This window comes from Ruegeria sp. CDSB113, from assembly GCF_059611045.1.
Map to the genome: position 1 here is coordinate 325650 of NZ_JBXWOU010000004.1, position 21015 is coordinate 346664.

Consider the following 21015-nt stretch of genomic DNA (forward strand, 5'->3'; position numbering starts at 1 on the left):
CGTCATCTAACCGGGCGTGGCACCACAATTTGGAACGAATATGAAAAACATTCTTGTCACTGGCGGCGCCGGGTACATTGGATCTCATGCCTGTAAGGCGCTTTCTCAGGCTGGTTATACGCCTGTAACCTTCGACAATCTGGTCACCGGCTGGCAGGACGCGGTGAAGTTTGGCCCGTTCGAACAGGGCGATCTGTTGGATCGTGCCCGGCTGGATGAGGTTTTCGCCAAATACGAACCCTTGGCCGTGATGCATTTTGCCGCCCTCAGCCAAGTGGGTGAGGCCATGTCCGAGCCTGGCAAATACTGGTCCAACAACGTGACCGGTTCACTAAATTTGATCGAAGCCGCCGTGGCCGCCGGATGTGAGAACTTTGTATTCTCGTCCACCTGCGCCACCTATGGCGAGCATGACAATGTGGTGCTGGACGAAGATACGCCGCAACTCCCGCTGAACGCATACGGTGCCTCAAAACGTGCCATCGAAGATATCCTGCGCGATTTCGAGGCCGCGCACGGGCTGAACCACGTGATCTTCCGGTATTTCAACGTGGCCGGTGCCGACCCTGATGGCGAAGTGGGTGAGTTCCACCGCCCGGAAACCCACCTTGTGCCACTGATGCTGGACGCCATCGACGGCAAGCGCGACGGATTGACTGTTTTCGGGACCGACTACGACACACCAGACGGCACCTGCATCCGCGATTATGTACATGTTTGCGATCTGGTCGATGCCCACGTTTTGGGATTGAACTGGTTGGAACAAGGCAAAGACAGCCGCGTCTTCAACCTGGGCACCGGATCGGGGTTTTCGGTGATGGAGGTGATCAGCCACTCCAACGCCGTCACCAACCGCGACGTGCCTTATGCAATCGGACCGCGCCGGGCTGGGGATTGCACAAAGTTGGTCTCTGGTTCTGTGCGCGCTGGCGAGGAACTTGGCTGGTTGCCCAAAAGGTCCACATTAGAGACGATGATTGCCGATGCGTGGCGCTGGCATCAGAACGGTCACTACGAAAAATGAGCCTGTTGTGACTGGTACAGGGGAAGATACGCTTCCGCCCATCTCATGGGTGCAAATGTACAAGCTTCGGCTAAAACGACAGCGGTTGTTGTGGCGGTCCTTTCGCAGCCGCCATCAATTGTCCAGTCTGAGCGACCGCACGGCGAACATCATTCCCGGTGGCATTCTGGCTTTCACTACGCTGCGCAATGAAATCACCCGCCTGCCCTGGTTCCTGCGCCATTATCGTGCATTGGGGGTTGATCACTTTCTGATCGTCGACAACGACAGCGACGATGGCTCGGTGCTCTTTCTCAAGGAACAGCCGGACGTGTCACTGTGGCAGACCCGGGACAGCTATCGCACGTCGCGCTATGGGCTGGATTGGCTGACTTGGTTGCAAATGCGCTATGGGCACCACCACTGGACTCTGATGGTCGATGCGGATGAGTTGTTGATTTACCCCGATCATGACACCCGGCCCCTACCGGACCTGACGAAATGGTTAGATGATCAGGGATGTGTAGCGTTTGGCGCGCTGATGCTGGATCTTTATCCCAAAGGCCCGTTGGGGGAACAAGGCTATGATCCTGAAACCGACCCGACTGAGGTGGTGAGTTGGTTTGATGCCGCCCCCTACCGGGCACAACGGCAAAGCCCGCTGGGCAACCTTTGGGTGCAGGGCGGCGCGCGCGAGCGTATGTTCTTTGCCGACGCCCCACGCCGATCCCCGACGCTTAACAAAATCCCGTTGGTCCGGTGGTCGCGGCGCAACGCCTATGTGAATTCGTGCCATTCCGCATTGCCACGACATCTGAACGCCAGTTACGGAGGGCCCGGCGGCACAGCACCATCTGGTGTCTTGTTACACACCAAATTCCTGCCCGAAGTTGTGGAAAAATCAAAGATCGAGAAAGAGCGCCGGCAACACTTTCACGATCCCGAACAGTTTGCAGACTACTATGACGGCATCACGGATCGCCCCGTCATGTGGGCGCCAGAGTCCAAGCGATACACCGGTTGGAACTCATTGCAGCAACTGGGTCTGATGGGAACAATTGACTGGGAAAGCCACAACTCGAACTAACGGTTTTTAAAGTCGTTGCTTCGAAAGACGGAAAAATGGCATAAAACGGCAATTGTCCGGTACCACTCTGGCTTGTAAAGGCTCCGGGCACGCTCGCGTAATTAACAAAGGTTGGGCAGTCGCGTGGGCCTATTGGATTCATACCGAATGAGATTGCGGCGCAAGCGCCGTATATTGCGTTGCCTTCGAAAGCGGCGCGACCTTGTTCCCGTTTCCGTAAATACAAATTCGATAACACGGAAAGACGTCCTGCTAGTCAGCGTCATACGGAATGAGAAAATTCGCCTGCCATATTTTCTGACCTACTACCGGCAGCTGGGCATCAACCATTTTCTGTTCGTTGATAACGCCAGCAATGACGGGTCACTGGAATATCTGGCGGGTCAACCCGATGTGTCGGTCTGGCGCGCTGATGCAAGCTATAGGCGTGCGTCGTTTGGGGTGGACTGGACAAACTATCTGTTGCGCAAATATGCGCACCGCCACTGGGTTCTGACCGTCGACCCGGACGAATTCTTCATCTATCCATTCTGCGATACCCGGCCGATCCGCGCCCTGACTGACTGGCTGGACGGCTGCGCCGTGCGCAGTTTCAGCGCAATGCTGATCGACATGTATCCCGAAGGGCCGGTCGAAGACGCCATCTATTCCGAGGGGCAAAACCCGTTCGAAATCGCCAAATGGTTTGATGCAGGAAATTATTCGATTACAAAGAACCCGACCTACGGAAATCTCTGGATTCAAGGCGGACCTCGCGCGCGTGTGTTCTTTAAGGACACGCCGAAAAAAGCGCCTGCGCTAAACAAGATTCCTTTGGTGAAATGGGACAAGCGCTATGTCTATGTCAGCTCGACCCATGCGTTGTTGCCGCGCGGATTGAACCAGGTATTTGATGAATGGGGTGGTGAAAAAACAAGCGGTGCGTTGTTGCACGCCAAACTTATCAGCACATTGGGCGAGAAGGCCCAGGAAGAGATGGAGCGCGGCCAGCATTACCGCAGCTCTGACGAATATCGCGCCTATGCCGAACATTTGGCGGACATGCCCGAGTTCTGGTGCGACAAGTCCGAAGCTTATATCAACTGGCGACAACTTGAGATTTTAGGCCTCATGTCAAAAGGAAACTGGGCATGAGCAATCTGGGCATCATTATGCTGGTTCACACCGCGCTGAACCGTGCCGGGCAAGTGGCCCGCCACTGGACGTCTTCGGGGTGCCCGGTGGTGATCCATGTGGACCGCAAGGTGCCAAACAAGGTCTATGCGGAATTCGTTGCCGCCTGTGCGAATGACCCGCTTATCCGGTTTTCTGACCGTCATGTCTGCAACTGGGGTGGGTGGGGCATCGTTGCCGCCTCGCAGTCAGCCGCCGCACTGATGCTTGAGACATTTCCCGATGTGCGCCATGTTTTCCTGACTTCGGGGTCCTGTCTTCCTTTGCGGCCAGTGGATGAACTGGTCAATTACCTCTCGGACAGGCCGCGCGTGGATTTCATCGAAAGCGCCACTACCTCTGATGTGAGCTGGACCATCGGAGGCTTGGATCAGGAACGCTTTACCCTGAGATTTCCGTTCTCGTGGCGCAAGAACCGCAAACTGTTTGACGCCTATGTGAAACTGCAACGCGCGTTGCGCATTCGACGCCACATACCCGAAGGGCTTGTGCCGCATATGGGTAGCCAGTGGTGGTGTCTGACCCGCCAAACCCTGTCGGCCATATTGCAGGATCCAAAGCGCGAGACTTATGATCGGTATTTCCGGCGCGTCTGGATCCCCGACGAAAGCTATTTCCAGACGCTGGCGCGCCTGTATTCTACCCACATCGAAAGCCGGTCTCTGACCCTATCCAAGTTCGACTATCAAGGTCGTCCACATATTTTCTATGACGACCACTTGCAGCTACTGCGCAGGTCCGACTGTTTTGTTGCCCGTAAAGCATGGCCCAACGCGGATCGCCTGTATCAGGCCTTTCTGACCGATCAGGCCGGCGCCATGAAACCCACAGAGCCCAACCCAAGCAAAATTGACCGGGTGTTTTCCAAAGCGGTCGAACGGCGCACACGTGGGCGTGACGGGTTGTACATGCAAAGCCGGTTTCCACGGCACGGCAACGAAAACGGGCTGACGTCCTCTCCGTATTCGGTTTTTCAGGGCTTTTCCGAAGTGTTCGAAGATTTTGAACCCTGGTTGAGCAAAATCACCGGCGCGCGTGTCCACGGGCATCTGTTTGACCCGAAGCGCGCTGAATTCGCCGACGGAGAAACCATCGTCAACGGCGGCCTCAGCGATTGCGCAAAGCTGCGGGACTACAACCCAACGGCTTTCCTGTCGAACCTGATCTGGAACACGCGTGGCGAAAAACAGTGTTTTCAGTTCGGCCCCGCTGACACGCAAGAGATCAACTGGCTCTTGGCTCGGGACAAGAATGCGCTGATTTCCGTCATTACCGGGGCCTGGGCAATCCCGCTGTTTCGATCAAACCTGAACTTTGCCGATATCCGCGCCGAGGCCGCGCGGCTGCAGCAGATCGAAACCAAGCAACTGGAAATCCTGTCTTCTGTCTGGACCAAGGCGCGGGTTCGCAGGTGGACACTGGCAGAATTCGTAGAATCTCCGGTCGAGCCTTTGCAGACCGCGGTCGAGGATACCGGAACCACGCAAACCAGCCACCTGACCGAAGCACCGAAAATGGTGGATCTGTCCGGGTTTGGCCAGTTCCTACAAAACCTGAAGAACCAGGGCATGCACCCTTATCTGATGGGCGACTTCCCACCGGACGACAGCTTTGCCGACCGGGTCCGGCCATATCGAAAACCCTATCTGGTGCAGTAAAGATAAATGACACCCCAATTTGACTATTTTATCATCCTTGCAGCAATGCGGACCGGTTCCAACCTGCTAGAGGCGAACCTGAACGCCATCGAAGGGGTCACCAGCTATGGCGAGGCGTTCAATCCCCATTTCATCGGGCGTCTGAAATCCGACACCCTGCTGGGCATCTCGATGGAAGAGAGGGATCGTGACCCTTCCACATTGCTTGAGGCGATCCGGCAGGCACCAGGGGAACTGAACGGGTTTCGCCTTTTTCAGGGACATGATCCACGTGTGTTAGAGCCAGCTTTGGGCGATCCGCGTTGCGCCAAGATCATTCTGACCCGAAACCCGCTGGACAGTTTCATCTCATTGAAGATTGCGCGCGAAACCAAGCAGTGGCAGCTGAAAAACATCAAGCGTCGTCGCGAAGCACAGGTTGAGTTCGATGCCGAAGCGTTCATGAAATACCTGAACCGGCAGCATGAATACCACCTGATGCTGTCGCAGCGTTTGCAGCAAAGCGGCCAGACCCCATTTTACATTGCCTATGAAGACCTGAATCAGCTGCACCTGCTGAATGGTCTTGCCGCCTGGCTCGGTGTGTCCGGCAGGCTGTCGGCGATCGACGAAACACTCAAACCACAAAACCCCGAGCCGGCGCTGGCAAAGGTGACGAACCCCGACGAAATGGAGCAGGCGTTGTCACAGATCGACAGCTTCAACCTGCACAGCACTCCGAATTTTGAACCACGCCGACGTCCATTGGTGGCGAATTACGTTGCCGCACCAAAGACGCCACTGATGTACATGCCGATCCGCGGGGGAATGGAAAGCCCGGTTACAAAGTGGATGGCCGCGCTGGACCATGTTGATGTCGAACAATTGCTGACCAATCAGAACAGAAAGCAGACGCGTCAGTGGTTTCTATCCAATCCCGGGCATCGAAAGTTCACCGTGCTGCAACACCCAATGGCGCGCGCGCACCGGGCCTTTTGCAGACATATCCTCAACACAGGTTCCGACGCATATCCGAAAATCCGACACGTCCTGCGCAACCGGCTAAAGATTCCAATTCCCGGACAATTGCGCGATGGCAATTACCCGGTTGAGCAGCATTACGAGGCGTTTTCGGCGTTCCTGACATTCCTGCGTCAGAACCTTGCCCAACAGACCGCCATACGCGTGGATGCGGCATGGTGCGGTCAGTCGCAGGCCCTTGAGGGGATGGCGCCCTTCGCATTGCCCGACCTGATCCTGAGGGAGGCTGAAGTCGCAACCGCCCTGCCCGATCTAGCGCGCCGGATGGGGCATAGCACACCGCCCCTACCCGAACTCAGTGAACCGGATACCCCGTTCACTCTGGCTGAGATTTATGACGACAAACTGGAAACGCTGGCTGCTCAGGCGTACCAGCGTGACTATATGCAGTTCGGATTTGAGCCCTGGAAACCGATTAGGGGCGCAGAGTAATCAGCGTTCCCCGGTTTACCATTGAATAGATCTCTTCGATCTCGTCATTCTTGACAGCGATGCAGCCCGCAGTCCAATCCGACGTCTTTTTGGCGCGCTTACGCTCTTTGCGACGGTTCGGTTGTCCGTGGATAAAGATATCGCCGCCGGGATCGACACCCATGGCCTTCGCTTTTGCGACATCCTCAGAATTCGGGTACGAAATCCCAAGCGACAGATGATAGCGGCTATTGGGATTGCGCCGATCGATCAGGTAGCTGCCTTCCGGCGTACGCCCATCGCCGCGCTTTGCTTTGGTACCATTTGGCGCAAAACCAAGATCAACCCTGTATTCTTTCAGGATCTTTTCATTGTGCAGAAGATATAGTTTCCGCGAGCCCTTGTTGATGACCAGAGAGGTCACTTCGGGCCCGTTGTAAGTTAGAATTCTGGGGTTGGCCGAGGCACAAGCTGAGAGGCTCAGCGTTGCCATTGCACCCAATCCAAATGCTCGACGATCCATGTTCACTGCCTGCTGCTCTTTTTTTCTGTATTATGCCAGAAAATGTGAAAACTGAAATCACTTTTTGATGTTTTGCTGCTCTGTCAGGCGACGTTCGATGCTTTCAAGCCGCTCCAGCACTTCGTCACGATAGGCATCGGTTTTGACTTCGTCTTCGGCATGGTGCGCGTCTTGCATCGAATTCACGATCAGACCAACCAGCAGGTTTACCACCGCAAAAGTGGTCACCATGATGAACGGCACAAAGAACAGCCAGGCGTAAGGATAGATCTCCATTACCGGGCGCACGATCCCCATGGACCAGCTTTCCAGCGTCATGATCTGGAACAGCGTATAGGCCGACAGGCCCAGATCGCCGAACCAGTCCGGGAAGGTCTGCGAGAACAGTTTGGTTGAAATCACCGCTCCAATGTAAAACAGGATCGCCATAAGAAGGAACACGCTGGCCATGCCAGGCAAGGCCGAAATGAAACCTTCAACCACGCGGCGCAGGCGTGGCGCGACTGAGATGACACGCAGAACCCGCAAAATCCGCAAAGCCCGCAGCACCGATAGGCCGGACCCACCCGGTACCAGAGCGATGCCGACAATCACGAAATCAAAGACATTCCAGCCGTTGGTGAAAAACCTGCGCCCTGTGGCCAGCAGTTTAATCGCAATTTCAACAACGAAAATGGTCAGGCAAAGGCTGTCCAGCGTCACGATCAATGGACCTGCAGCTTCCATTAGGGTCGGTGACGTCTCCATCCCCAGCAGCACCGCGTTGAAGATGATGACACCGGTAATGAACTTCCCGAAAGCTGGTGCTTCGATAAGGGTCAGCAGGCGTTGGGTGATCCCCATTCGGGTGGTCTCCTGTAAGTCTTAAGGGTTCAGGGTGAACCGTGCCGCAAGTTCGGTGTGTGACGACCATCGAAATTGGTCAACGACCTGTACCCATTCAAGGGTGTAGCCCGCATTAACAAGAATTTTCGCATCACGGGCGAAGGTCACCGGGTTGCAGGACACATAGGCAATCACCGGGCGCAGGGCTTGCGCCAGTTCGGCCACTTGCGCCTCGGCCCCGGCGCGTGGCGGGTCGATCACCGCTGCATCAAAGGATTTCAGCTCATCGGGCATCAGTGGCCGCCGAAACAGGTCTCGCGCTTCAGTCGTTACCCGCTTGAGACCCCGCGCCCTGCGCCACCCCTGATCCAGCGCTTGCGTCATCGCAGCTTCGCCCTCGACGGCGTGAACCTCTGCCCCCTCTGCCAGAGGCAAAGAGAATGTGCCGCTACCCGCAAACAGATCCACAACGCGTTTGGAACCACCCACAGCTTCGGAAACGGCCTTTAATAGAGCCTGTTCTCCGTCTTTTGTCGCCTGCAGAAACGCGCCGGGCGGCGGTACAACATTTGCCTGACCAAAACACTGAACGGGTGGCTGGCGCATGGCAATCACTTCGCCGTCCCAGCTGAGCCGGGCAAGACCGTGTTTCTCGGTCGCTTGTGCCAAAGCCGACTCAAGCGGGCCGTCCGGCGCTTTGCCGCCTTTGACCGCCACATCAAGCCCGGCCTCGGACAAGGTTAGCGTCACCGCCAACACGCCTTTACGGCTGCCACCCAGAATCGCCAGTGCTTCGGCCACCGGAATGGCCGCGATCAGGGCTGGGTCGAGCAAATGGCAATCCGGGATCTCGGTGATCGTGTCTGACGCGCGGCCATGAAACCCGGCCAGAGTGCCCTTTTTGGTCCGTCGAACCGCGATCGTCGCGCGACGCCTGGACCGTTCTGGTGACGTATGGATCGGGCGCATCGTCGCCTCCAACCCCTGCGCGGCCAGCGCGGTGCGCACCACTTCGACCTTCCAATCCGCAACGAATCTATCTGCCGCGTGCTGCAACTGGCATCCACCACAGGACTTGTAGTGACGGCACGGTGCCTTGACCCGCTGGTCCGAGGGCGTCTCGACGCGAATATCTGTCAGAAATTGATCCAACAGCGTTCCGCTGACGACCTCACCCGGCAAGGTGCGCGGAGCGTAAATGGGGCCATCAGCGATGCCGTCGCCTTGATGACCAAGGCGGGTAATGGTGTAGGTTTGCGTCATGAGGTGCCTGATACCGGGGCTTGGCCCGCAACAAAACCCTTATTCCGCAGCCTCGGCCTGAATGAACCCACCCGACTGGCGATGCCAGAACCGCGCATATAGCCCGCCCTGATCCAACAAGGCGTCATGGGTGCCGGTTTCAACGATACGTCCCTGGTCCAGGACAATAATCCGGTCCATCTCGCTGAGTGTGGACAGACGGTGCGCAATAGCCAGAACCGTCTTGCCTTGCATCACCCGATGCAAAGCCGTCTGGATCGATGCCTCAACCTCGGAATCCAGTGCCGAGGTTGCCTCATCCAGCACCAAAATAGGCGCATCCTTCAATATGGCGCGCGCCAGAGCAATCCGCTGACGCTGACCACCGCTAAGCTTCACTCCGCGCTCGCCCAGATGTGCGTCATAGCCGGTGCGGCCGTGGGCATCCTGAAGACTGAGGATGAATTCATGCGCCTCGGCCTTTTTGGCCGCCTCGATCATTTCCTCTTCCGAGGCGTCTGGGCGGCCGTAAAGAATATTCTCCCGCGCCGACCGATTGAACATCGCGGTTTCCTGCGTGACCATGCCGATCTGACGGCGCAAGCTGTCCTGCGTTACTCCGGATACGTCCTGACCATCTATCAGGATCGTGCCCTTTTCACCGTCGTACAGGCGCAACAGCAGCGAAACCAAGGTTGATTTCCCTGCCCCCGAAGCGCCGACAATGCCCAGTTTCTCACCGGGGTGCACGGTCATGTTCAGGCCTGATACACCGCCAACATCCCGACCGTAGGCAAAGCTGACATGATCAAAGGTGATCTGACCTTCGGGCACGGCCAGCTCCGCCGCGCCCGTTTGATCCTCAACCCGTTCACGCTTGGCCAGCGTATTCATGCCGTTCTCGATCTCGCCAACATTGGCGTAAAGACCCATGAGAGTGAAACTGACCCAGCCGGTCATCTGGGCAATGCGGATGGAAATGGCACCTGCGGCCACAATGTCACCGGCTGTTGCAGACCCCGCTTGCCACAGCCACAGCGTTGCACCTATCAGCAAAACCGGCAGAACCCCGGCCAACAGCATCAAGATAAAGCGGAAACTGGCCGACAGACTTCCGAACGCCAACATCTTTTCACGTAGATCAACCATGGAATTCCGCGCGGCATGATCTTCGAATTCCGAATGAGCGAACAGTTTAACGGTCTTGATATTGGTGATCGTGTCGACAACTTGCCCGGACACCATCGCGCGAGCGCCTGCCCGCGCCGCTGAGCGTTTACGGATGCGCGGCAGATACCAACGGACAAGCAGGAAATACACGACCAGCCAAGCCGCAAATGGCAACATAACCAGCGGATGAATAGACCCTAACAAAAGCAATGAACCCGCCAGCGAGGCCAAGGCAAACACGATCGCACTGATCGTCTCGGACACGACCGACGCCATCGCGTTGGATGTTTGCATCTGCTTTTGCGCGATCCGTCCGGCAAAATCGTCGTCGAAATATGTGACCGACTGGCCCAGCGTCCACCGGTTCAGCTTAGCCAGAACCAACGGCGTGATGTTGGGCATGACGATATAGTTGTTGGTCAGCGACGAAAGCCCGAACAGGGCTGGCCGCAGTAGCATGAAAAAAGAAACGACCCAAAGGATCATCCAGACGTTGTTGGCGGTCAGAAAGTTCCCAGGCCCGCTTGTGGTTGCTGCGTCAATGACCAGGCCCAGCATCCACGCAGTGCCCGCCTCCATCGCACCCGCCGTAGCCGAGAAAAACGCCGCAACGAATATCATTGGCCATGCGCCAGACAAGCACCAGCGAATGAACGCCCCCAGCGTTTGCGGCGGGGGCGTTTCGATGTTCTTGAACGGGTTTATGAGGTCGGCAATCCTCATTCAGCGGCCTCCGGGTTCAGGAAGCCCCCAGATTGCCGTGCCCAGAACTGGGCGTAAAGCCCACCTTGCGCCAGCAGTTCTGAATGCCCGCCCTGTTCAACGATCCGACCACCATCCATGACCAGAATACGGTCCATCTGCGCGATGGTGCTCAGCCGGTGGGCGATGGCGATCACAGTTTTTCCTTGCATCATACCGTAGAGAGTTTCCTGAATTGACGCTTCGACCTCGGAATCTAGAGCGGATGTCGCCTCGTCCAACAGCAAAATGGGTGCGTCCTTCAGGATCACCCGCGCCAGCGTCACGCGCTGCCGCTGACCGCCGCTGAGCTTAACACCTCGCTCGCCCACATGCGCATCATACCCCGTGCGCCCTTCTGGGTCTTGCAGATCAAGGATGAACTCATGCGCCTCGGCCTGTTTGGCGGCGGCGATCATCTGTTCTTCGGCGGCATCGGGGCGACCATAGAGGATGTTGTCACGCACCGACCGATGCAACAGGGCGCTGTCCTGCTGAACCATACCGATATGGCTGCGCAAACTGTCCTGCGTGACCCTGGCGATATCTTGATCGTCAATCAGGATCGCGCCCTGTTCAACGTCGTAAAACCGCAAAAGCAGCTTAACTAGGGTCGATTTTCCCGCACCCGACCGCCCGATCAGGCCGATCTTTTCGCCTGGGTGGAGGGTCAGATTGATGTGATCCAGCCCCCCGGTCTTGCGACCGTAATGGTGTGACAGATCACGGATGTCGATCTGGCCCTTGCTCAGCTGCAAGGACTTGGCATTCGGAACATCCAACAGGTCAACGGGCTGGGCAATGGTCTGCATGCCTTCGGCCACGACACCAAGCTGACGAAAGAAGCTGGTCAGCGCCCACATGATCCATCCAGTCATCGCGTTCAGTCGCAGGGTCAAAGCAGTCGCCGCCGCAACGACACCCACAGATGCACTCCCTTGCATCCACAGGGAAATGGCCCAACCAACCACGCCGACGATCAGCAAACCGTTCAGAGCGACCAGTACCGCATCCATTATGGTGAAAATCCGCATTTCGACCTGAAAGGTACGACGCGTTTCTTCAATGGCTTCGCGGGCATAGTCCAACTCTTGTTCGTTATGGGCGAACATCTTGACCGAATGGATGTTGGTATAGCTGTCCACCACCCGACCCGTCACAGCCGAGCGCGCATCGGACGCAGCCTGCGAAGCCGGGCCGACCCTTTTCACCGTCCAGCGCACCAGAATGGCGTAAAGCGCGAACCAGATCAGAAGCGGCAACAGCAACCGTGGATCCGCCGCCATCAACAGGATCGCCGCGCCAATCAGATAGGCTATTGAAAATGAGATGGCGTCAAACACCTGAAACACAGCCTCGCCTGCGGCAGGCGGCGTTTGCATGATCCGGTTGGCAATCCGACCGGCAAAGTCATTTTCGAACCACCCAACGGATTGGCGCAGAACGTGTTTGTGGGCACGCCAGCGGATCAAGGTGCCAAAGTTCGGCAGGATCGTGTTGTTTAACAACAGCACATCCACGACATGCAGCATCGGGCGCAGCAGCAGCACAAACGCCGCGACCAGGATAAATTCGGTGCCGTGGTTCTGCCAGACCTCGGCCGGAGGGCCCGACAGCAGGTCAACCACTCGGCCCATGTAGTAAATCAGACCAACTTCAACTGCCGCAACAACGACAGAGATCAAACCAGCCCAGAAGAACACCCACATAAACGGTTGCGAGTAATCCAGCATGAATGGCCACAACCGCGTCGGCGGCGTGTCGGTTTCCTTGTAGGCAATAAAAGGGTCAACGAGGTTTTCGAAATAGCGAAACATGGAGAGTGCTCCGGTTGAGCAAAAAGTAAGTCATGCGAAGAAAGATGGCGTCAGAACACCACCCCTACGGGTCAAAGTGTTCCAGCCTTAGCTGTCCCAGATCCCGTAATACATTCGCATCCCTCCATTCATGTGACAGGGGCAAATAATCATAAACTCTTTTACTTGTCATCCCCTTTTGAGACTTCCTTTATCCACCCAGCAATTCTTCGCGGCCCAGTGTGAACCCCGAGGCGATCCACTTCGCCTCAAGATCGGCCAGTTTCTGGCCCAGCGCAGGACCGGTGAACTCGGGGATCAGATCGGTTGCCCTGATCGGGAAGGTCGCGCCCGCACCAACGTGGAGATCGTGCTTTATCGAGTCTAACCAAGGCTGTTCCAGAAAGGCACACCGCAATAGTGCTTCATGAAGCCCGTCTGTCTCACCGTACCGAAATCCCAATTCGGCAAAGCTGGCCGGGCTGGACGCCTCATCCCGCATTCGGGTCAGGCGCTGCAATTGCGCGCGGCTCAGGCGCAGAGATTTTGCGACTTCGGGCGGCGCGATCGCCGCCAGTCGCCGCACCGGTTCCGGATCAGCGCCAGCCTGCTGTTCCAATGCAATCAACGGGGCCAATGCACGATCATCAGCACCCGGCAACAGTTGCACCAGTACTCCGGCGCTGCGCATTGCGGCGACGGACGGCGCGGGGTCTGGTGCGCCCAGAAGCTTTAAAAGCTCAGCACCCACGCGTTCGCGAGACAAGCCGGCCAGACCGTCCAGGTTGGACGCAATGGCGGCCAAAGCGTCGGGATCGAACCCCACCTCGGCGTCGCCATACCATGCGTGAAACCGGAAATAGCGCAGCGAACGCAAGTAATCCTCGCGAATACGATTGGCGGCGGTGCCGATGAACCGGACGCGGCGCGCTTGCAAGTCTGGCAAACCGTTCAGAGGGTCCAGAACGGCGCCATCGGGCCGTGCATAGATCGCGTTCATCGTGAAATCGCGACGCGCGGCATCCTCTTCGACCTTGTCCGAAAAGGCGACGACGGCGCGGCGGCCATCCGTTTCCACGTCACGGCGAAAGGTGGTGATCTCATGCGGGATGCCCTGGCTAACCACGGTGATTGTGCCGTGATCGATCCCGGTGGGTATGGCCTTGAGCCCAGCTTGTTGTGCCAGCTCGACCACTTTGTCGGGCCGCGCATCTGTGGCGATGTCAATATCCGATACCGGAGCGCCCAACAACGCGTTGCGCACACACCCACCCACAAACAAGGCTTGGTACCCGGCATCGGTCACGGCAGCACAGACCCGTTGCGTTGCAGGTTCCGACACCCAGTCTTCTTTGATTTGCGTCATTCGTTGATCCGTGCTGCCAATCCCCGCAGAATTCGGGCTGTTGCGCCCCAGATGTAATAAGGGCCGAAAGGTACCGTGAAGTAATACCGCCTTTGCCCCCGCCAGCGGCGCGATTCAACGATATAATTCGCGGGGTTGAGCACATGTGCAAGCGGAACCGAAAACACCTCTGCCACTTCGCCCGGTTCCGGTACCGGCTGGAAGGGTTTCCGCAGGATCGCCACCACAGGTGTGACCGTGAAGGAGGTCACCGTTTCATGTGTCGGTAAGTGGCCAAGAATTTCCGACATTTCCTGCGGCAGTCCGATCTCTTCGCGCGCCTCACGCAGTGCGGTGGCGGTTACGTCCGCATCGCCGCTATCCTGCTTGCCGCCTGGAAACGCTATCTGCCCCGGATGATGCTTAAGCGCCGAGGATCGCTTGGTCAAAATCAAGCGCGGGGCGCCATCTGCTACTGAAATCGGAACCAAAACACCGGCAGGGCGCAGTTTGCGACCCTCAGGCAGGGCAAAATCGGGGTTCAGGTCGAAATCGCTGGACCCGTTGCCGGGGCGGCGCAAGGCCGCCCGCAGCTGATCTGTTGGATCAGGCGTTGTCAGCATCAAATCCGACCGTGGCAGGATCCAGCACATAATGTGCACCACAGAACTGACAATCAGCCGTCACGTCGCCTTCGGGCGTGGTCATCTTTTCGATGTCCTTGGCCGAATAGATCGACAGACTCTGGCGAACACGGTCTTCTGAACAGGTACAGCCGAATTGCACTGACTGCGCATCGTATACCCGCGGCTGTTCCTCGTGAAACAGCCGAACCAACAGATCCGTAGGTGCAATCGACGGGCCGATCAGTTCCAAATCGTCGACCGTATCCAGCAGGATGTTGACGCGGCCCCAATTTTCACCTTCTTCACCATCGACAAGGTCATCCGCTGTCAGGATGTTCCCGTCGCCTTCGCTGGATGCAACGAAGGGCGAAGCCTTGGGCATGTGCTGCAGCATGACACCACCAGCGCGCCAATGCTCATCAACACCCGGCTCTGTTGATTTGCCAAAGCTCAGCGAAAACCGGGTCGGCAACTGTTCTGATTGGGCAAAATAGGCCTCGGCACAGGCACTCAGCGACCCACCGGCCAAAGGAGTGATCCCCTGATAAGGTTGGGTCCCCTCACCCTGGTCGATCATGATGGCAAAATACCCCTCGCCCACCTGGTCGAACGGCGCGCCATCTGTCAGGCGATCGCGGTCAAAGCTGGCATAGGCGCGAATGCGAGCTGATTCACCCTCTTGCTGAGGCGCATAATAGTCGGTCGCAATCATGCGCACCGGACCTTTAGACTGAACCTGCAGGGACAGCTTCCACCGCAGTGCAACAGTCTGGCCGATCAATGCGGTCAGCAGGGCCATTTCGGCCACCAGAGCCTCGACCTTTTCGGGATAGTCATGCTGGCTCAGGATGCCATCAAGCACACCATCCAGACGGGCCACGCGGCCGCGCATATCCGATACATCAAGTTGAAAAGGCAGGACGGTGTCGTCCCACGCGATTTTTGTTCCAAGAGACATGGGGTTTCCTTACACGCCACAGGTTGGCATACCGCCAGCATATAGGTCGAACTATTCGGGTTTTAAGGGGCCATACATGATCAGACGGTTTGGTGAAACCCCTCAGGCCGGGCGAACATATACACGCCGGGTGGGTGTTTATGCGTTGCTGCCCCGTGGCCGAAGCCTTTTGCTGACCTGTCAGACAGAACCCGGGCCCGATCTGCAATTGCCCGGCGGCGGAATTGATCCGGGCGAATCACCCATCACTGCCCTGCACCGCGAAGTCTTCGAGGAAACCGGCTGGTTGATCGCGTCGCCCCGCCGCATCGGCGCTTTTCGTCGGTTCACTTATATGCCCGAATACGATTTGTGGGCCGAAAAGCTGTGCCATATCTATCGCGCGCGTCCCATCCAGCGCATGGGTCCACCGTCTGAGCCGTTCCATGAAGCCATATGGATGGACACCGCCGATGCGGTCCAATTGCTGGGCAATGACGGAGATCGCCACTTTGCCACGCTGCATGAACAGCGGCTTTAGTGACCGTTGTATTCAAAGAAAACAGCCGAAACATCATCATCCATACCTCGGCCAGGTGCCATCGCCTGTGTCAGCCGCCAGAACATATCGTCAAGGAACTCCGTTCCGTTCCGATCCGGCCCGCAATCCAGCGCCATCTGTCGCAAGCCATCCTCGTCCAGCAGGCCACCGTCGGCGAGACTGCATTCTGTGAACCCATCGGAATACAGCAGTAGCCGGTCGCCAGGTTGCATGTAGAACTCGGTCCGCTGAAAAGCGGCGTCCGGTAGCAATCCGATAGGTAACCCACCCTCGCCCAGAAATTCTGTTCTGCCGTCCTGACATAACAACAGCGGATGCGGATGCCCGGCCTGCACCATTTTCACATGCCCGTTGCGCAGGTCTACAATAGCATAGACCATCGTGAAATATTCCTCGATCCCCGTGTCCGCCATCAGTCGCGAGTTCAGGGTTTCGGCAACTTCTTCAGGCGGCAGCAGGGCATAAAACTTGTCGAAACGCCGCGCCATCGCCACGTTCTGATCAAAATGATTGCTGGACAGATAACCCCCCAAACGCGCCGTCATCATCGCAGACGTAATGCCATGCCCGGACACATCAATACTGTAAAACCCCAGCCTGTTCACACCCGGAGAGAACATCCCCACCAGATCGCCCCCAATATGACCACATGGCTTCAGCAGCATGCTGACCCGGGACTTACCGAAATCGCGCGTCAGCTCGGGCACCAGCGATTCCTGTATCTTGCGTGCCTGGATCAGGTCCTTGTCGATCGCGTCATGGGCGACGCGGAGCTCCTCAAGCGCGGTTTCGATCATCTGATTTTTCTTGGACAATTCGCGCTGCATATCCAGAATACGCGCACCGGCTGATATACGCGCCCGCAGTTCATCCGCCTCAAGCGGTTTGATCAGAAAATCGTCCGCACCGGCATCCAGACCGCGCGCCACTTCTTGCTTTTCGCTTTTGGAGGTCAGCAGGATGAAATAGCTGTATTGCTTGTTGTCCAAGGCGCGGAACGCCTTGCAGAAATCCAGCCCGCTCATCCCCGGCATAACCCAATCGCTGAGAACAAGATCCGGCGGGTCCGCCGCGCACATTTCAATCGCAACGTCGCCGCTATCGGCCTCAAGCACGTCGAAGCCCCATTTTTTGAGCGAGGCGACCAGAATACGGCGCTGCAGGCGGCTGTCATCGACGACAAGCACCTTTTGGATCACACCAAAATCCAGATCTGATCCACTGTCTGCCTGACTGACCCTTGTCACCTTAACCCTCTGCCCAGCGGCGCTTATCAGAATGGGAGGACCCTATCGCGCCGCAATTTAACAATGGGTGAAAGCCGAAATTCATTCCGCTTAACCTGCTCTTTACTGGTTCTGCGGTACCAAATTCCCTGGCAGATAAAGCGAGGATGGCATGATCAACTGGTCCAGGGTCCGGCAACTAAGGGACGAGGTTGGCGCCAACGAGTTTGATGAGGTGGTGCAGATCTTCCTTGATGAGGTGAACGAAGCCCTTACCCGGCTTCGGAACGACACCACCCGCACAGAGTTTGAACAAAACCTGCATTTTGTGAAAGGCAGCGCCCTGAGCCTTGGGTTCGAGGCTTTGGCCAAACTGTGTCAGGACGGGGAACGGCAATCGGCACAGGGGGACAGCCAGGCAGTCGATTTTGCCAATATCCTCAATGTATTCGAGGGCTCTGCCATCGAATTCAAGGCAGGGCTGGGCAGTCTTTAGAGGCCAGAACCATTTTCGGGACCTTCGGGCGCTAGATTTTCACGGCAAACCCGTCGGGAAAGCGGAATTTCTTAAGGTCGAACTCCATTCCTCTGTCCTGCGTGAAATATCCGTCGCCCATCTTTTTCAGCGTCTGCGACGCCTCTTGCCGACAAAGCTCCACACAGTCCTGCATCGGCAATTCTGGTATGTTGGACAGCTCTCGACTCATGCGTTTGAAGCGGCGCGAACGTCTGCGCCAGCCGACGATGCCGACAGATTGACCAGGGGACTTTCTGATCTTTACACCATCCGCCATAGTTTCATCGACCAGCGGAGATCTTTCCTGTTCCCGACGTTGCATTTCCCGCCAGTTCGCAAAATGGAAATGAAGATTAAATAGGCCCGGCAGCAACTCAAAATTGTCATGCATAACCCCGTGCCCTCCGGTCCCAAAAGAAACCTTGCGCTGTACCAGACAGGGTTTGGAGTGGGGAATTTCAAACACGCAATACTTGCTGTCTGAAATCAGCGCACCCTGAACTTCATCATCCCGGGTCGCGACCAGGTTGAACCCCACGGCACCAGCGGCATTTTTCTGAAATTCAAATGGGTATTCGACCAATGGGCTGCCATCAACGGTCATCAGCAACTCGTCACAATCCGAGACAATGACCCGCTCATAGAATTGGGTCAGCATAGCGGAAAAGTCCGACAGCATCCGCCAACGGGCATAGTCAAACGACTGATGCAGGCCATCCCGAAGAATGGCGACAACGTTGCAACCCTGGCCAATCCGGTCGATCTCAGGGTCGGCGCCATGCGACAGGATGTAAACATTCTCCCGGCCAAGCTGGGACGCATAGTACCCGACCCATTTCTCAAGGTACCAGTAGTCGTGCCAAACCATAGTTACTGCAGCAAGCGGCTTCATTTTTGCTTCCCGGTCTCAAAAGTCTAGAACTGGGTAGGTCAATTCCGACCGACCGACAAGATCACCAAAATCCGCGCAATCACTTCTGTGGCCTTGAGGCCGTGAAACCCCGTGTTCAGATCACAAACTGTGCCAGCGTTTCGTCTTCGGTGATGTCGGTATAGGTAAAGCCCGCATCATCAAGATGTGCGAACAGGCGCACAAAATTCTCAGGCTTTCGCGTTTCGATACCGATCAGGACAGATCCGAAATTGCGGGCCGATTTTTTCATATACTCAAAGCGGGCAATATCGTCCTCAGGACCTAGAATGCCCAGAAATTCCTTCAACGCGCCTGGACGTTGTGGCAGGCGGAGGATGAAGTACTTTTTGACGCCCGAATACCGCTGCGCCCGCTCCTTGACCTCGGGCAAGCGTTCGAAATCGAAATTGCCGCCCGAGGTGACGCACACCACGGTCTTGCCGCCAATGAAGCTTTGCACGTCGCCCACGGCCTCAACCGCCAGGGCCCCCGCTGGTTCCAGAACGATGCCCTCGACGTTCAGCATTTCTATCATGGTGGTACAGATGCGGTCTTCTGACAGAACCAAAACGTCGGACAAGTGGCGGGATTTCAACAGCTCAAACGGTTTTTCACCGATCCGGCCCACGGCCGCACCGTCGACAAATGTATCCACGTGATCCAGAGCCACCGGATGGCCCGCCGCCAATGCAGCACGCAGACAGGCCCCACCCGCCGGTTCCACGAACAAACAATGGGTGCGATCCGCGAACCATGTGGCCACACCAGACGACATGCCACCACCACCCACTGGCAAGATGACATGATCGGGAACCTTTCCAAGCTGCTCCTCAATCTCAACCGCTAAGGAAGCCTGCCCTTCGATCACGTCTTCATCATCAAAGGGCGACAGAAAGTATCCACCTTGCTGGGCGCACCAGTCTTGCGCGGCGGCCAGCGTGTCGTCGAAATAGTCTCCGGTCAGGTGGATCTCGATATTGTCGCCGCCGAAAATCCGGGTCTTCTGGATTTTCTGCTGCGGCGTGGTCACAGGCATGAAAATGACACCGCGTACGTTCAGATGTTTGCACATATAAGCAACACCCTGCGCATGATTGCCCGCACTGGCGCAGACGAACAGATCCTGCCCTTGTTGCTTGCGCATGGCATTGAACGCGCCGCGGATCTTGTAAGACCGCACCGGGCTGAGATCCTCACGCTTAAGCCAGATATCGGCGCCATAGCGGTCGGACAGGTGGGCATTCCGTTGCAACGGCGTTGCCGGAAAAACAGAACGCATCACCTGTTCGGCGGCGCGGGCGCGGGTCATGAAATCGGTCATGCCGGTTTCCCTGCCCCATCACTGCTGAAAGGGCAAGGAATACATATGTGTACGGCTCACAAGAGCTCGCGTTTCTCGATATAGACGCCATAGATCGTGGTCAGGATGCTGACATTGATCAATGGGATAACCAGCATACTTGCAAACAACACGATCAAGACACCGATAACCGGGACAAAGAACAACAATGACGCCAACAGTTGAAGCAGCAATTGGAGGAGAATGGATAAAATGACCAGAAGCACAATTGCACCGTTGGCACCCGAGGTTGCCTGCCAGGCCTCCGACAGCTTTATCGGTTTTCCTATGGCTGCGCCGGGTAAAATAGGCGAGGCCCGATAAAACCCGATGGTGAAAAAGATAATCAATGCCAACCAGACCAAAATCCCCAACACCGCTGAGGCTTGCGCCATCAATCCCATGATCAGCATCGCTGGTAACATAATCACAAAGGCTATGAGGCCAAGCATAAGAAGACGCCCGAAATAGGCGAGAACCCGGTCGAACCGGAAGGGTGGAACCAGCCCGGTCGGGTATTCCTCAAGCAGGACAAATCGGTGCCACGACACGACAATCCAGAGCATGACACCCAAGACAACCACCATTAAACACAACGTAAAACCCGTGAAGGAAGCTGCTGTTACTCCTTCGGGGAAGCCGGTCGTTTCACTGTCGAATTCTTCAAAAGGGATGCCGAACAGAAAAAACAATCCGATGACCAGAAGCCCGCCGATAAGCGCAGGCACAACTGAAATCTGCAGCGCTTGTTTGAGGTTCCTTAAAACCATCTTCACCGAATGCACCAAAATCTCTAATCCCAGCACGTATACCGCCCTTTCAACCAATCCTTGTTCTCTATCCGCCCGTTTCACCTCAATTCCTGCCCTGCGTCAATCCTCACAACTTGCCCCCGCGTCCA

Annotated in this window: 19 protein-coding genes; 7 read left to right on the forward strand and 12 right to left on the reverse strand. The window is 56.6% G+C overall.

Translation table 11 applies throughout. The annotated features are described in order from the left end of the window. The first annotated feature begins 40 nt into the window (after positions 1–40). The 5 genes from galE (at position 41) to AC2FIS_RS10535 (ending at position 6373) form a co-directional block, all read left to right on the forward strand. Positions 41–1024, forward strand: coding sequence for a UDP-glucose 4-epimerase GalE (galE, locus tag AC2FIS_RS10515; protein WP_496773268.1), 984 nt, complete (start codon positions 41–43; stop codon positions 1022–1024). 55 nt (positions 1025–1079) lie between these two features. After that, positions 1080–2090, forward strand: coding sequence for a glycosyltransferase family 2 protein (locus tag AC2FIS_RS10520; protein WP_496773348.1), 1011 nt, complete (start codon positions 1080–1082; stop codon positions 2088–2090). 147 nt (positions 2091–2237) lie between these two features. Next, positions 2238–3224 carry a glycosyltransferase family 2 protein gene (locus AC2FIS_RS10525; protein ID WP_496773269.1) on the forward strand — a complete coding sequence of 329 codons (987 nt, stop codon included), beginning with the start codon at positions 2238–2240 and terminating at the stop codon, positions 3222–3224. Further along, a complete protein-coding gene (locus AC2FIS_RS10530) occupies positions 3221–4921 on the forward strand; it encodes a DUF5927 domain-containing protein (RefSeq protein WP_496773270.1) in 1701 nt (566 codons plus the stop codon). The genes AC2FIS_RS10525 and AC2FIS_RS10530 overlap by 4 nt, the downstream gene beginning before the upstream one ends. Before the next feature lie 6 nt (positions 4922–4927). Then, complete coding sequence (locus tag AC2FIS_RS10535) at positions 4928–6373, forward strand: nodulation protein NodH (protein WP_496773271.1); 1446 nt, start codon at positions 4928–4930, stop codon at positions 6371–6373. On the opposite strand, the gene AC2FIS_RS10540 is transcribed toward AC2FIS_RS10535, so the two are convergent. The 8 genes from AC2FIS_RS10540 to hslO all read right to left on the reverse strand — a co-directional run bounded on the left by AC2FIS_RS10540 (position 6357) and on the right by hslO (position 15578). After that, positions 6357–6875, reverse strand: a complete 519-nt coding sequence (locus AC2FIS_RS10540; RefSeq protein WP_496773272.1) for a L,D-transpeptidase family protein — start codon at positions 6873–6875, stop codon at positions 6357–6359. The two genes, AC2FIS_RS10535 and AC2FIS_RS10540, sit on opposite strands and share 17 nt — an antisense overlap. Positions 6876–6932: 57 nt before the next feature. Next, a complete protein-coding gene (locus AC2FIS_RS10545; protein ID WP_496755493.1) occupies positions 6933–7718 on the reverse strand; it encodes an ion transporter in 786 nt (261 codons plus the stop codon). A 21-nt stretch (positions 7719–7739) separates the two neighbouring features. Then, the gene (locus tag AC2FIS_RS10550; RefSeq protein WP_496773273.1) at positions 7740–8963 is read right to left on the reverse strand and encodes a class I SAM-dependent RNA methyltransferase; all 1224 of its coding nucleotides are present in this window, start codon (positions 8961–8963) and stop codon (positions 7740–7742) included. Between the two features lie 39 nt (positions 8964–9002). After that, positions 9003–10835, reverse strand: coding sequence for an ABC transporter ATP-binding protein (locus AC2FIS_RS10555; protein ID WP_496773274.1), 1833 nt, complete (start codon positions 10833–10835; stop codon positions 9003–9005). Beyond that, a complete protein-coding gene (locus tag AC2FIS_RS10560; protein ID WP_496773275.1) occupies positions 10832–12670 on the reverse strand; it encodes an ABC transporter ATP-binding protein in 1839 nt (612 codons plus the stop codon). Before AC2FIS_RS10560 ends, AC2FIS_RS10555 begins: the two co-directional genes overlap by 4 nt. A gap of 190 nt (positions 12671–12860) precedes the next feature. Continuing rightward, entirely contained in the window at positions 12861–14015 is a 1155-nt protein-coding gene (locus AC2FIS_RS10565; RefSeq protein WP_496773276.1) for a CCA tRNA nucleotidyltransferase, read from the reverse strand. Further along, positions 14012–14617 (reverse strand): CoA pyrophosphatase, encoded by a 606-nt coding sequence (locus tag AC2FIS_RS10570; RefSeq protein WP_496773277.1) that lies wholly within the window; start codon positions 14615–14617, stop codon positions 14012–14014. The genes AC2FIS_RS10565 and AC2FIS_RS10570 overlap by 4 nt, the downstream gene beginning before the upstream one ends. Further along, entirely contained in the window at positions 14601–15578 is a 978-nt protein-coding gene (hslO, locus tag AC2FIS_RS10575; protein ID WP_496773279.1) for an Hsp33 family molecular chaperone HslO, read from the reverse strand. The genes AC2FIS_RS10570 and hslO overlap by 17 nt, the downstream gene beginning before the upstream one ends. A 76-nt stretch (positions 15579–15654) precedes the next feature. Between hslO and AC2FIS_RS10580 the strand changes: the two genes are divergently transcribed. After that, positions 15655–16098, forward strand: coding sequence for an NUDIX hydrolase (locus AC2FIS_RS10580; RefSeq protein ID WP_496773280.1), 444 nt, complete (start codon positions 15655–15657; stop codon positions 16096–16098). Here AC2FIS_RS10580 and AC2FIS_RS10585 read toward each other — a convergent pair. Further along, positions 16095–17366: a PP2C family protein-serine/threonine phosphatase gene (locus AC2FIS_RS10585; RefSeq protein WP_496773282.1), complete on the reverse strand. Its 1272-nt coding sequence runs from the start codon at positions 17364–17366 to the stop codon at positions 16095–16097. The genes AC2FIS_RS10580 and AC2FIS_RS10585 overlap by 4 nt on opposite strands. 151 nt (positions 17367–17517) lie before the next feature. Between AC2FIS_RS10585 and AC2FIS_RS10590 the strand changes: the two genes are divergently transcribed. Next, positions 17518–17841, forward strand: a complete 324-nt coding sequence (locus tag AC2FIS_RS10590) for an Hpt domain-containing protein (RefSeq protein ID WP_496773283.1) — start codon at positions 17518–17520, stop codon at positions 17839–17841. A 31-nt stretch (positions 17842–17872) separates the two neighbouring features. Here the strand turns inward: AC2FIS_RS10590 and AC2FIS_RS10595 are convergent, their stop codons facing one another. The 3 genes from AC2FIS_RS10595 to AC2FIS_RS10605 all read right to left on the reverse strand — a co-directional run bounded on the left by AC2FIS_RS10595 (position 17873) and on the right by AC2FIS_RS10605 (position 20920). Then, positions 17873–18754: a hypothetical protein gene (locus AC2FIS_RS10595; RefSeq protein WP_496773284.1), complete on the reverse strand. Its 882-nt coding sequence runs from the start codon at positions 18752–18754 to the stop codon at positions 17873–17875. 115 nt (positions 18755–18869) lie between these two features. Next, positions 18870–20096: a threonine ammonia-lyase IlvA gene (gene ilvA / locus AC2FIS_RS10600; RefSeq protein ID WP_496773286.1), complete on the reverse strand. Its 1227-nt coding sequence runs from the start codon at positions 20094–20096 to the stop codon at positions 18870–18872. Between the two features lie 56 nt (positions 20097–20152). Beyond that, on the reverse strand, positions 20153–20920 hold the full coding sequence (locus AC2FIS_RS10605; protein WP_496773288.1) for a hypothetical protein: 768 nt from the start codon (positions 20918–20920) through the stop codon (positions 20153–20155). Positions 20921–21015 lie beyond the last annotated feature (95 nt).

Coding starts and splice junctions, on each gene's coding strand:
- galE (WP_496773268.1), top strand. CDS start 41: ATGAAAAACATTCTTGTCACTGGCGGCGCCGGGTACATTGGATCTCAT.
- AC2FIS_RS10520 (WP_496773348.1), top strand. CDS start 1,080: ATGTACAAGCTTCGGCTAAAACGACAGCGGTTGTTGTGGCGGTCCTTT.
- AC2FIS_RS10525 (WP_496773269.1), top strand. CDS start 2,238: ATGAGATTGCGGCGCAAGCGCCGTATATTGCGTTGCCTTCGAAAGCGG.
- AC2FIS_RS10530 (WP_496773270.1), top strand. CDS start 3,221: ATGAGCAATCTGGGCATCATTATGCTGGTTCACACCGCGCTGAACCGT.
- AC2FIS_RS10535 (WP_496773271.1), top strand. CDS start 4,928: ATGACACCCCAATTTGACTATTTTATCATCCTTGCAGCAATGCGGACC.
- AC2FIS_RS10540 (WP_496773272.1), bottom strand. CDS start 6,875: ATGGATCGTCGAGCATTTGGATTGGGTGCAATGGCAACGCTGAGCCTC.
- AC2FIS_RS10545 (WP_496755493.1), bottom strand. CDS start 7,718: ATGGGGATCACCCAACGCCTGCTGACCCTTATCGAAGCACCAGCTTTC.
- AC2FIS_RS10550 (WP_496773273.1), bottom strand. CDS start 8,963: ATGACGCAAACCTACACCATTACCCGCCTTGGTCATCAAGGCGACGGC.
- AC2FIS_RS10555 (WP_496773274.1), bottom strand. CDS start 10,835: ATGAGGATTGCCGACCTCATAAACCCGTTCAAGAACATCGAAACGCCC.
- AC2FIS_RS10560 (WP_496773275.1), bottom strand. CDS start 12,670: ATGTTTCGCTATTTCGAAAACCTCGTTGACCCTTTTATTGCCTACAAG.
- AC2FIS_RS10565 (WP_496773276.1), bottom strand. CDS start 14,015: ATGACGCAAATCAAAGAAGACTGGGTGTCGGAACCTGCAACGCAACGG.
- AC2FIS_RS10570 (WP_496773277.1), bottom strand. CDS start 14,617: ATGCTGACAACGCCTGATCCAACAGATCAGCTGCGGGCGGCCTTGCGC.
- hslO (WP_496773279.1), bottom strand. CDS start 15,578: ATGTCTCTTGGAACAAAAATCGCGTGGGACGACACCGTCCTGCCTTTT.
- AC2FIS_RS10580 (WP_496773280.1), top strand. CDS start 15,655: ATGATCAGACGGTTTGGTGAAACCCCTCAGGCCGGGCGAACATATACA.
- AC2FIS_RS10590 (WP_496773283.1), top strand. CDS start 17,518: ATGATCAACTGGTCCAGGGTCCGGCAACTAAGGGACGAGGTTGGCGCC.
- AC2FIS_RS10595 (WP_496773284.1), bottom strand. CDS start 18,754: ATGAAGCCGCTTGCTGCAGTAACTATGGTTTGGCACGACTACTGGTAC.
- ilvA (WP_496773286.1), bottom strand. CDS start 20,096: ATGACCGATTTCATGACCCGCGCCCGCGCCGCCGAACAGGTGATGCGT.